This window comes from Amycolatopsis sp. NPDC051903 (assembly GCF_044452505.1).
GTDB lineage: Bacteria > Actinomycetota > Actinomycetes > Mycobacteriales > Pseudonocardiaceae > Amycolatopsis.
In genome coordinates, this window is record NZ_JBITBT010000001.1 from 232,612 (window position 1) to 243,286 (window position 10,675).

At 72.8% G+C, this 10,675-nt stretch carries 11 protein-coding genes; all 11 read left to right on the forward strand.

Features of this window, described 5'->3' with window-relative positions; genetic code table 11:
- The first annotated feature begins 28 nt into the window (after window positions 1–28).
- The 11 genes from ACIA77_RS01235 to ACIA77_RS01285 all read left to right on the forward strand — a co-directional run bounded on the left by ACIA77_RS01235 (window position 29) and on the right by ACIA77_RS01285 (window position 10,546).
- The gene (locus ACIA77_RS01235) at window positions 29–919 is read left to right on the forward strand and encodes an aldo/keto reductase (protein ID WP_395883749.1); all 891 of its coding nucleotides are present in this window, start codon (window positions 29–31) and stop codon (window positions 917–919) included.
- A 137-nt stretch (window positions 920–1,056) separates the two neighbouring features.
- Window positions 1,057–2,334, forward strand: coding sequence for a sensor histidine kinase (locus tag ACIA77_RS01240; protein ID WP_395883750.1), 1,278 nt, complete (start codon window positions 1,057–1,059; stop codon window positions 2,332–2,334).
- Window positions 2,331–3,020 (forward strand): response regulator transcription factor, encoded by a 690-nt coding sequence (locus ACIA77_RS01245; RefSeq protein WP_204091841.1) that lies wholly within the window; start codon window positions 2,331–2,333, stop codon window positions 3,018–3,020. Before ACIA77_RS01240 ends, ACIA77_RS01245 begins: the two co-directional genes overlap by 4 nt.
- A 196-nt stretch (window positions 3,021–3,216) precedes the next feature.
- Window positions 3,217–4,200: a Ppx/GppA phosphatase family protein gene (locus ACIA77_RS01250; RefSeq protein WP_395883751.1), complete on the forward strand. Its 984-nt coding sequence runs from the start codon at window positions 3,217–3,219 to the stop codon at window positions 4,198–4,200.
- Window positions 4,197–4,355 (forward strand): hypothetical protein, encoded by a 159-nt coding sequence (locus tag ACIA77_RS01255; protein WP_395883752.1) that lies wholly within the window; start codon window positions 4,197–4,199, stop codon window positions 4,353–4,355. Before ACIA77_RS01250 ends, ACIA77_RS01255 begins: the two co-directional genes overlap by 4 nt.
- Window positions 4,352–6,028 carry an NfeD family protein gene (locus tag ACIA77_RS01260; RefSeq protein WP_395883753.1) on the forward strand — a complete coding sequence of 559 codons (1,677 nt, stop codon included), beginning with the start codon at window positions 4,352–4,354 and terminating at the stop codon, window positions 6,026–6,028. The genes ACIA77_RS01255 and ACIA77_RS01260 overlap by 4 nt, the downstream gene beginning before the upstream one ends.
- A gap of 1,097 nt (window positions 6,029–7,125) precedes the next feature.
- Window positions 7,126–7,935, forward strand: coding sequence for a sugar phosphate isomerase/epimerase family protein (locus ACIA77_RS01265; protein WP_395883754.1), 810 nt, complete (start codon window positions 7,126–7,128; stop codon window positions 7,933–7,935).
- 157 nt (window positions 7,936–8,092) lie between these two features.
- A complete protein-coding gene (locus ACIA77_RS01270) occupies window positions 8,093–8,923 on the forward strand; it encodes a thioesterase family protein (protein ID WP_395883755.1) in 831 nt (276 codons plus the stop codon).
- Between the two features lie 105 nt (window positions 8,924–9,028).
- The gene (gene proC, locus ACIA77_RS01275; RefSeq protein ID WP_395883756.1) at window positions 9,029–9,835 is read left to right on the forward strand and encodes a pyrroline-5-carboxylate reductase; all 807 of its coding nucleotides are present in this window, start codon (window positions 9,029–9,031) and stop codon (window positions 9,833–9,835) included.
- A 196-nt stretch (window positions 9,836–10,031) separates the two neighbouring features.
- The gene (locus ACIA77_RS01280; RefSeq protein WP_101436173.1) at window positions 10,032–10,247 is read left to right on the forward strand and encodes a helix-turn-helix domain-containing protein; all 216 of its coding nucleotides are present in this window, start codon (window positions 10,032–10,034) and stop codon (window positions 10,245–10,247) included.
- Window positions 10,248–10,444: 197 nt separating this feature from the next.
- Window positions 10,445–10,546 (forward strand): 30S ribosomal protein bS22, encoded by a 102-nt coding sequence (locus ACIA77_RS01285; RefSeq protein WP_007030867.1) that lies wholly within the window; start codon window positions 10,445–10,447, stop codon window positions 10,544–10,546.
- The last annotated feature ends 129 nt before the right edge of the window (window positions 10,547–10,675 follow it).

Below are 10,675 nucleotides of genomic sequence, written 5' to 3' on the forward strand. Positions count from 1 at the left end.
CCGGTGGCGGCCGACCAGGCTGGAAACCATGACAGAAACCGCACTCCACGCTTCGGCTGCCGGCAAGTGGCAGCTCGGTTCGCTGACCGTGAACCGCCTCGGCTTCGGCGCGATGCGCCTCGTCCCGTTCCAGGGCGGCACGGCTGCCGACCGCGAACGGGCCATCACCGTGCTGCGCCGCGCGATCGAGCTCGGTGTGGACCACGTCGACACGGCCGCGTTCTACTTCACGCCGCGGTTCTCGGCCAACGAGATCATCAACACCGCGCTGGCGCCCTACCCGGACGACCTCGTGCTCACCACCAAGGTCGGCCCCGGCCGCGACCCGTCGGGCGAATTCCTGCCCTTCGCCCGGCCCGACCAGCTACGCGGCCAGGTCGAGGAGAACCTGCGCCAGCTCGCCCGCGACCACGTCGACGTCGTGAACCTGCGCATCGGCACCGGTCTCGACCGCGGGTCGGGTTCGCTCGCGGAGCACTTCGGCGCGCTCGCCGAGCTGCGGACGGCCGGGCTCATCCGCGAGCTGGGGATCTCCAACGTCGGGCCCGAGCACCTGAAGGAGGCGCTCGAGATCGCGCCCGTCGTGTGCGTGCAGAACCAGTACGGCCTGTCCGCCCGGCGCGAGGACGACGAGCTCCTGCGTCTGTGCGGCGAGCACGGCGTGGCGTTCGTGCCGTTCTTCGCTGTCGCGAGTGGACAGCCCGCTGGCGGGCCGGACGCCTCCGAGCAGCGCGTGGCCACCGTCGCGAAGCGCCACGACGCGACGCCGGCCCAGGTGCGGCTCGCGTGGACGCTCGCGCAGGGCGACCACGTGCTCGCGATCCCGGGCACGAGCAACCCGGCGCACCTCGAGCAGAACCTCGCGGCCGGAGCGCTCCGGCTGACCGAAGAGGATCTTGCCGAGCTCGACGGAGCGTGAATAATCGTCCGGAATGTCTCGACAGGGTGAACACGGTCTGACACCAGGGCGAACATGTCGCCCGCAGGTGTCACGCGCCTCACGACAGGGCTTCCAGGACTGGTCCGAAAGGCTACCGGGATGCTTACGATTCCTTCGTGACCACGCCTGTTGTCCTGTTGACGGCCATCGGCGCTCTTGTCGTCGGCGCGGTCGCCGGTTTCCTGCTCGCCCGGGCGCGGGCGCGGAAGGAGTCGGCCCGCCCGGCGGGACCCACCGTGGCCGAACTCCTCGAACGGCTGATCCGGTCGTCGAGCAGCGGCATCATCGTGCTCAACCGCTTCGGCGACCTCGTGCTGCACAACCCGCGGGCCTACGAGCTGGGCCTGGTGCGCGTGAACCAGGCCGACCCGCGGGCCCGCGCGGCCGCCGAGCAGGTGGTGGAGACCGACGAGCCCATGGAGATCGACCTCTCCCCGCTGGAGAGCCGCGGCCGGCGCCAGCCCGAGGCTGTGCTCGGTGAAGTCCGGCCGCTCGGCGACGGGTTCACCGTCGTCGAGGCCGTGGACCACTCCGAGGCCATCCGCCTCGAGGCCGTGCGGCGCGACTTCGTCGCCAACGTCAGCCACGAGCTCAAGACCCCCGTGGGCGCGATCGCGCTGCTCACCGAGGCCGTGCTCGACGCCGCCGAAGACGTCGAAGAGGTCCGCCGCTTCGGCAGCAAGATCCTTCGCGAGTCCACCCGGCTGGGCACGCTCGTCACCGAACTCATCGCGCTCTCGCGCCTGCAGGGTGCCGAGCGGCTGCCCGACCTGAACGTCGTCGAGGTCGACGCCGTCGTCCGCGAGGCCCTTGGCCGGACAACGTTGTCAGCCGAGCGCGCCGAAATCACCATCACCACCGACGCGGCCAGCGGCCTGCTCATCGAGGGCGACCGGACATTGCTGGTCACCGCGTTGTCGAACCTGCTGGAGAACGCCGTCGCGTACTCGCCGCCGGGCAGCCCGGTGTCGATCTCGCGCCGGCTCGCCGACGGCATGGTCGAGATCGCCGTGACCGACCGTGGCATCGGCATCGCCGAGGACGAGCAGCAGCGCGTGTTCGAGCGCTTCTACCGCGCGGACAAGGCCCGTTCGCGCGCCACCGGCGGCACCGGCCTCGGCCTCGCGATCGTGAAGCACGTCGCCGCCAACCACGGCGGTTCGGTCGGCCTGTGGAGCCGGCCCGGCACCGGGTCGACGTTCACGCTGCGGATCCCCGCCCACGTGCGACCCGCCCCGGCTGACGACGCGGCGCGCAGCGCCGCCGGGAACGGCGCCGGCAAGAAGATCCCGTCGGCCGCCCCCGGGCGGCCGGACAAGAACCCCGAGCGGACACCCCGGCTCGTGGCAACCGGGCAGGAGCACTCCGGCCCAGACCATGGAGGAAACCTGTGACGAGGGTTCTCATAGTCGAGGACGAAGAGTCCTTCGCCGACCCGCTCGCCTTCCTGCTGCGCAAGGAGGGCTTCACGGCCGCGGTGGCCGGGACGGGGCAGCAGGCGCTCGAGGAGTTCGACCGCAACGGTGCCGACATCGTGCTGCTCGACCTGATGCTGCCGGGCATGAGCGGCACCGACGTGTGCAAGCAGCTGCGGCAGCGGTCGGCGGTGCCGGTGATCATGGTGACCGCGCGCGACAGCGAGATCGACAAGGTCGTGGGCCTGGAGCTCGGGGCCGACGACTACGTGACGAAGCCGTACTCGGCCCGCGAGCTGATCGCGCGCGTGCGCGCGGTGCTGCGCCGCGGCGGCGAGCCGGGCGCCGAGGGCGAGCTGGCGCCGCTGGTGCTCTCGGCCGGCCCGGTGCGGATGGACGTCGAACGGCACGTGGTGACCGTCGACGGCGCCGAGGTCTCGCTGCCGCTCAAGGAGTTCGACCTGCTCGAGTACCTGCTGCGCAACGTGGGCCGCGTGCTCACGCGCGGGCAGCTGATCGACCGCGTCTGGGGCGCCGACTACGTGGGCGATACCAAGACACTCGACGTCCACGTGAAGCGCCTGCGCTCCAAGATCGAGCCCGATCCGGGGTCGCCGCGCCACCTCGTGACGGTGCGTGGTCTCGGGTACAAGTTCGAGACGTGAGCCCGCGGTAGGGAAAGCACCGGAAACCGGCCGGGGCTGCTGGGTTTTTTCCGGCCGCCCCGGCCGTTCCCGCTCCTGGGGAAACGCTCCATTTTTCACCCTGCGCGGGCGTTCGGGCACGCAGAGTCGAGCCCGGACCGAGTGGTGTTGGTTACAGTTTCGAGACCTGGCTGTGGGACCGGTACGCTGGATCCTCGTGCGCCTAGGGGTACTCGACGTCGGGTCCAACACCGTCCACCTGCTGGTGGTCGACGCCCATCGTGGCGCTCACCCGACGCCCATGCACTCGGAGAAGACCGTCCTGCGGCTCGCCGAGCAGATCACCCGGACCGGCGAGCTGAGCCGCGCGGGAGCGGACGGGCTGGTCCGGGCCGTCGAGGCGGCCAAGGCCTCGGCCCGGCGGCTCGGGTGCGAAGAGGTCATGGCGTTCGCCACCTCGGCCGTGCGCGAAGCCAAGAACTCGGCGAAGGTACTGGCCCGCGTGGCCGAGGAGACCGGCGTCGAGCTGAAGGTGCTCTCCGGCGCCGACGAGGCGCGGCTCACGTTCCTCGCCGTGCGGCGGTGGTTCGGCTGGTCGGCCGGGCAGCTGCTGGTGCTGGACATCGGCGGCGGCTCGCTCGAGGTCGCGATGGGCCGCGACGAGGAACCCGTGCTCGCGGAGTCGCTGCCGCTGGGCGCCGGGCGCACCACGCGCACGCGCTTCCGCCACGACCCGCCCACGCGCTCGGAGGTCGTCGCGACCTCGGCGTGGCTGGAGGACGAGCTCAACGCGCTCGCGAAGAAGGTCGCCAAATGGGGTGAACCCGACCGCGTCGTGGCGACCTCGAAGACGTTCCGCTCGCTGGCCCGGCTGACCGGCGCCGCCCCGTCGGCGGCGGGTCCCCGGGTGCGCCGTACGCTCACGGACACCGCGTTGCGCCAGCTCATCGCCTTCATCTCGCGCATGTCCTCGGCGGATCTCGCAGAACTCGAGGGCGTCGGCTCGAGCCGATCGCACCAGCTCGTGGCCGGTGCGCTGGTGGCGCAGGCCGCCATGCGGGCACTCTCCTTGGCGGAACTCGAGATTTGTCCGTGGGCGCTGCGAGAGGGTGTCATCCTGCGCCGGTTGGACCACTCGAACGGCGCGGACGAAACCGGGGCCGCCCTCACCGGCGTTTCGGCGAACGGGGAGGACCGGTGACAGCAGTGGACTGGACTTCGGTGAAGGAAAACAGGCACGGTGAAGAGGTGACGGACATGCACAGCACGGTGTTCAGCGCGCGCGGCGCCGCCTGCGTCCGGCCGCAGGCACCTGCCGTGGCCAACCCCGAGCGCGCTTTGGACAGCACGGTATGACCGACGACAACGGCACCCCGCCGCAGAAGACCGTGGCCGAACTGCTCGCCCAGCACGGGCAGCAGGTCGATGGCGGACGGCGGCGCAGGCGCCGCGCAGCCGAGGACGACGACGCTCCCGAACCGGGCGGCCGCCGCGCTCCCGGCGTGAGCGACACCGCTCCGCAGGCGATCATCGACCGCGTGAACTCCGACGGGGGCACCCCGCCGCCGCCCTCGCGCAACGCGGGCGGCCGGCGTCGCTCCGACGGTCCCGCCGCTCCGGCGCCGCGGCCCGTGCCGCAGGAGTCGGGGCCGCTGCAGCGTCCGCAGCCGCGTCCGCAGGACACCGGGTACGCGCGGCCACCGGCCCCGCCCGGGCCACCGGCGCCGCCGCAGGAGTCGGGGCAGTTCGCCCGTCCGCCGGCGCCGCCGCAGGAATCGGGGCAGTTCCCCGCTCGGCAGCAGGACACCGGGTACGCGCGTCCGCCGGCGCCGCCCGGGCCGCCCGCGCCGCCGCAGGAGTCGGGGCAGTTCGCCCGTCCGCCGGCGCCGCCGCAGGAATCGGGCCAGATGCCGGTGCCGCCGCGGGCGCGGGCGACGCGCCAGCAGCCCGTGCCACCGCCGCCCGCCCCGCCGCAGGCTCCGCCGCCCGGCGCGGCGGAGGAAACGCGCAACCAGGTTCCGCCCGTCCGGCGTCGGCCGGGCCCGCCGCCCGCGCCGGGTGGTGCCCTCGCGTCGCGCCTCGACGGGCTCGACGGCACGCCGGACGCCGACGTGCCGGAGCCCCCGGCGCCGCCCGCTCCGCCGATGGTGAGCGGGGCGTTCCCGACGGGTGCGCCGCAGCGTCCGCGCCGGGCGCCCGCGCGCCGACCCGCGCCGCCGCAGGACCCGCACACGGAGCAGTTCGACGCCGTGTCCGGGGTGGAACCGGACGCGCCCGGCTCGCCGGACGGTCCGCCGGTGCCGCCGGCCGGGCTCGCGGGCTGGCGCAAGCGCCGTCAGCAGGAGCAGCTCGAGGACACGGAGATCGGCGTGATGCCGGTCGTGCCGCCGGGGCAGCAGCAGGAAGCCGACGACGACTACGCCGACGACTACCCCGCGGACGACTACCCCGACGACTACCCGGCCGCTCCCGGCGGCGACTACGACGGCGGCCCGCCCACGATGGCGGCCGAGTTCGACGGCGGCCCGCCGACCGCGGGGTACCCGGCGCCGATGCCGTTCGCCCCGGGCGGCCGCAAGGACGGGCCCCTCGACGACGACCTGTCGGAGTACGAGGCCGAGTTCGACCAGCCCGCCTACCCCGGCGCCTCCCCGGACTTCGACGGCGACGACTACGGCTACGACCACCAGGGTGACTACGACGACGACTACGAGGACGAAGCGCCCGCCGCCCCGGCCCCCGCGGAGGAACCCGCCTCCACGGCCTCACCGGGCAAGCAGTGGTTCACCCTGGCCGTCCAGCTTGCCCTCGGGGTCATCGGCGGCGCCGCGGTGTGGCTCGGCTTCAACTGGCTCTGGGTCAACCTCGCGCCGGCCGCGCTCGTGGGCGCCGTGCTGGTCATCGTGGCGCTGGTGTGGATCGTCCGGAAGATCCGCCGCGCGGAAGACCTGCAGACCACGCTGCTGGCCATCCTGGTCGGCTTGGTGGTGACGGTGTCGCCCGCTGCACTGCTGCTGGTCGGGCGCTAGCCCCACCTGGTCCGCTTCGAGAACTCCCGGTCCGCTTCGGCAGGCCGGGAGTTCTTGCGTTCACACCCGGGTGTGTTTGCAGCTGGGGACAGCCGGAGTGAACTGACGCCCGCTGACCAGCGCTTCGGTGGCGCGAAGTGGGTACGGCCGGGAACACCTCCCGTCGGCCGACTGGACCCCGCGTGTTCCCAGTCGGGAACACCTCGCCCCTGCCGGACGGCCGCGAGGGTGTTCGGGCGGCGGCGCCGCGGTGTTTGCAACTGGGACAGTTGACGCGAACCGACACTCGCTGACCAGCGCTTCGGCGGGGCGAAGCGGGTACGTCCGGGGAACACCCTCCCCTGGACGGTAACCGGGGTGTTCCCGGCTGGGGACGGCTGACGCGAGCTGATACTCGCTGACCAGTACTTTCGGCGGGGCGAAGTGGTTGCGGCCAGGAGCGCAGCCGGCTGACCGGGCCCGCGTGTTCCTGGCCGGGAACACCTCGCCGTGCCGGACGGCCGCGAGTGGTGTTCGGGCGGCTGCGCCGTGTTTGCGGCTGGGGACAGCTGACGCGAACCGACACTCGCTGACCAGCGCTTCGGCGGCCCAGAGTGGGTGCGGCGAGGCATACCTCCCGTCGGCCGACTGGAGCCGCGTCTTCCCAGGCGGGAACACCTCGTCCGGCCGGTCGCCCGGGGGTGTTTTCGCGGCGGCGCCGCGGTGTGAGCGGCTGGGGACAGCCGACGCGAGCCGACGGCCGCTGACCAGTGCTTCGGTGGGGCGGAGTGGTTCCGCCAGGAGCGCAGCCGGCCGGCCGCTCCCGCGTGTTCCCAGTCGGGAGCACCTCGTCCGAACGGTCCGCCTGGGGTGTTCGCGCGGCGGCGCCGAGGCGTTTGCGGCTGGGGACAGCTGACGCGAACCGACACTCGCTGACCAGCGCTTCGGCGGCCCAGCGTGGGTGCGGCCAGGCACACCTCCCGCCACACGACCGGACGCGCGTGTTCCCAGCCGAGAACACCCCCGCCCGGACGGCGGCCAGGGTGTTCCCGGCTGGGAACACCGGAATCCGCCCGTCCGCCGAACGCCGAGGACGCAGCGGATCCCGGCAGGGCAGGATGTCCTCCGTGAGCGCGCCTGAGATCCCCGTGGGGTTGAGCACTGCGTCGGTCTGGCCGTTGCGGGCGGGGGCGGCGTTCGAGCTCGCGGCGGAGCTCGGGTACGACGGCGTCGAGGTCATGGTGTGGGCGGACCCGATCAGCCAGGACGTCGCGGCGGTGCGGCGGTGGTCGAAGCGCACCGGGGTGCCCGTCCTGTCGATCCACTCGCCGTCGCTGTTGATCACACAGCGGATCTGGTCACCCGATCCCGAGGTGAGGCTGCGCAAGTCCGTGCAGGCGGCGCTGGAGCTGGGGGCCCGCACCGTGGTGGTGCACCCGCCGTTCCGGTGGCAGCGCCGGTACGGCGACGCGTTCGGGGACCTCGTCGACGAGCTCGAGCAGGCGACCGGCGTCGAGGTCGCCGTGGAGAACATGTTCAAGGTGCGCCCGCCGGGTGGGTCGCGCAACGCGCGGGTGTCCGCGTTCCGGCCCTCGATCGACCCGACGGACGTCGGGTTCCGGCACTACACGCTTGATCTTTCCCACAGCGCCGCGGCGCGGATGGACGCGCTCGAGCTCGCCGAGCGGATGGGCGCGGGCCTGAGCCACGTCCACTTGGCCGACGGCACCGGCATCCCCAAGGACGAGCACCTCATCCCCGGCCACGGCGGGCAGCCCTGTGCCGAACTGCTGGAGAAGCTGGTCAGCGACGCTTTCGCCGGCCAGGTCGTGCTCGAAGTCAACACTCGCACCGCGGTGACGCAGGCCGCGCGGGCCCGGGCGCTCGCCGAGGCGCTGCTGTTCGCGCGGTTGCACCTCGGACAGTGACCTGGTCGTTAGCATGATCGGCTGTCCGGGCGGTCCCCGGCCCCGGTGCACCCTCATCCGGCTCATCCACACGTAAAGTGCCGACCGTGAACTCGTTGCGACCATTGAACTTCGCCGCCGCACCCCGGCCGGGCCGCACCGCCGTGGCCGGCCGTTCGTGAGCCGCGTCGACCAGACGGCGACGGCCTTCGACGCGGCCACCGCGGTCCGGTCCCTCGGGGACGGGACCTTCACGGCCACGTTGAGAGCGGAGTGGGCGATCGCGAACCACCCCCACGGCGGGTTCCTCCTGGCGCTGCTCGCCAAGGCCGCGACGGCCGTCCTGCAGGAGCGCGGCGAGCCATCGGTCGAACCGCTCGTGGTCAACGCCGAGTTCCTGCACGCGCCCGCGCTCGGGCCCGTGCTGCTGCGCACCGACGTCCGCAAGGTCGGCCGCCGCGCGTCCGTCGTGTCCGTGCGGCTGGAGCAGCGCGGCCGCAGCTGCGTCGAGGCGCGCGTGACGACCGGTCGGCTCCCGATGCGCCGCCCGGAGTGGAGCGACGTGCCCCAGCTGCCCGCCGACCCGCCGGCCGGCGCCGTGCCGCTCGCCGCGGAGACGTCCGAAGGCCGCTTCCACCTGGCGGAGTTCCTCGAGGTCCGCGTCGACCCCGCGACGGCGGGTTACCTCGTCGGGCGCGATGGCGACCCGCCGCGGCTGAAGCTGTGGGTGCGCCCGCGCGACGGGGCCGGCGACGTCTACTTCGCCCTCCTCGCCGGTGACCTCAACCCGCCCGTGGTGGCCAACCTCGGCCGCGTCGGCTGGGCACCCACCGTGCAGCTCACGGCCTACCTGCGCACGCGCCCGGCGCCCGGCTGGCTGCGGATCCTCGTCGAATCGCGTTCGGTCAACGAGGCCTGGTTCGACTCCGACGCCACGGTGGTCGACTCGCAGGGCCGCCTCGTCGTCCAGGCGCGGCAGCTCGCGCTCGCCCCGGCGCCCCCGTCCTGACGACCGTTTGGCACGCTGGACGCCATGAGCGAGCCTGCGAGCGAATCATCAAGTGCTGCGCGTTCCGCGACCGGCGCACCGAGCGCCGGCGAGGCGGGCGCAGGCGTGATCGCGGTGCTGGGCGCGGGAAAGATCGGGGAAGCCCTGCTGTCGGGGCTCTTGCACGGGGGCCACGCGCCCGGGGACCTGCTCTTCACCGAGCGGTACGAGGGCCGCGTCCGCGAGCTCGAGGAGCGCTACCCGGGCATGCGCGCGGTGACCGTCGAGGAGGCCGCCAAGCGTGCGGACGTGCTCGTGGTCGCCGTGAAGCCGCAGGACATCGACCCGGTGCTGGCCGAGCTGGCGCCGTTGCTCGGGTCGTCGTCGCTGGTCGTGTCGCTGTGCGCGGGGCTGCCGACGGCGCTGTACGAGCGGCGGCTGGCCGACGGCGTGCCGGTGGTCCGCGTGATGCCGAACACGCCGATGCTGGTCGGTGAGGCCATGAGCGCCATCTCACCCGGCCGCTACGCCACCGCCGAGCACCTCACAACCGTGCGCGAGCTGCTTTCGCACGTCGGCGAGGTCGTCGAGGTGCCCGAATCGCAGCAGGACGCCGTCACGGCGCTGTCGGGCTCGGGGCCGGCGTACTTCTTCTTCCTGGTCGAGGCCATGATCGACGCCGGGATCCTGCTCGGCCTGCCGCGGGCGCTGGCGGGCCAGCTGATCATCCAGTCGGCCGTCGGCGCGGCGAAGATGCTCGCCGAGGGCAAGGACCACCCGGTGCTGCTGCGCGAGGCCGTCACGTCGCCCGCGGGCACCACCATCAACGCGATTCGCGAGCTCGAGAAGCACGGCGTGCGGGCGGCGCTGCTCGACGCGATCGAGGCCGCCAGGGACCGTTCGGAGGAGCTCGGGCGCGCGCACGAGGACTAGCGCGATCCGGCAAAGGGGACAAACCTCACTGGAACGGGTTTCGGCTGAAAAGAAAAGCCGCAGGTAGGGGCCCATCCCGGTGACAGGCGTCGCACGAGTCCCACGAGTCCCGCTACCCTCTGGTAGAGCACGTGCGTGTCGATACCACAGGTGGGGAAGCCTCGTGGCGCGACACGTGTCGAAGGACGCGGTAATCATGTCGCCGAACAAGAAGGAGGATTTGCCCTCGGTCGGGCAGGTCCAGTTCCTAACGGTCGCCGAGGTGGCGACGCTGATGCGGGTCTCGAAGATGACCGTGTACCGCCTGGTGCACTCGGGCGAGCTCCCCGCCGTGAGAGTGGGGAAGTCGTTCCGGGTTCCCGAAAAGGCGGTGCACGAGTACCTGCAGGGCGCCTACTTCGACGTCGGATAGCAGCTCAGTGCGGCGCGCCGCTCCGTTGTGGGCGGCGGCCGGGCGGGGTCTGGGTGGTCGCCGGGCATGCGCTCAGCCATGCCCGCCGACCGGGCCGCGTCGGCACGCGGGTAACCTGGTGAACCGCTCGTGCCTGTGCGCTCCACCCGTTGGACGCTGCGCCGGGCAGCGTGACCGACGACAACTGAGGAGCGCCCATGGGTTCCGTGATCAAGAAGCGCCGCAAGCGCATGTCGAAGAAGAAGCACCGCAAGCTGCTTCGCCGCACGCGAGTGCAGCGTCGCAAGGCCGGTAAGTGAGCCGGATTCGCGGTTGACGCGTCGTGGGGGGGGGCGTGGGAGGGAGGGGCCGCCGCCTCGGTGTTGGGGACGCACACACGGGGGGGCTGGGGGCGGCGCGGTGAGGGGGGCCGCCCGGGGCAGAATGCT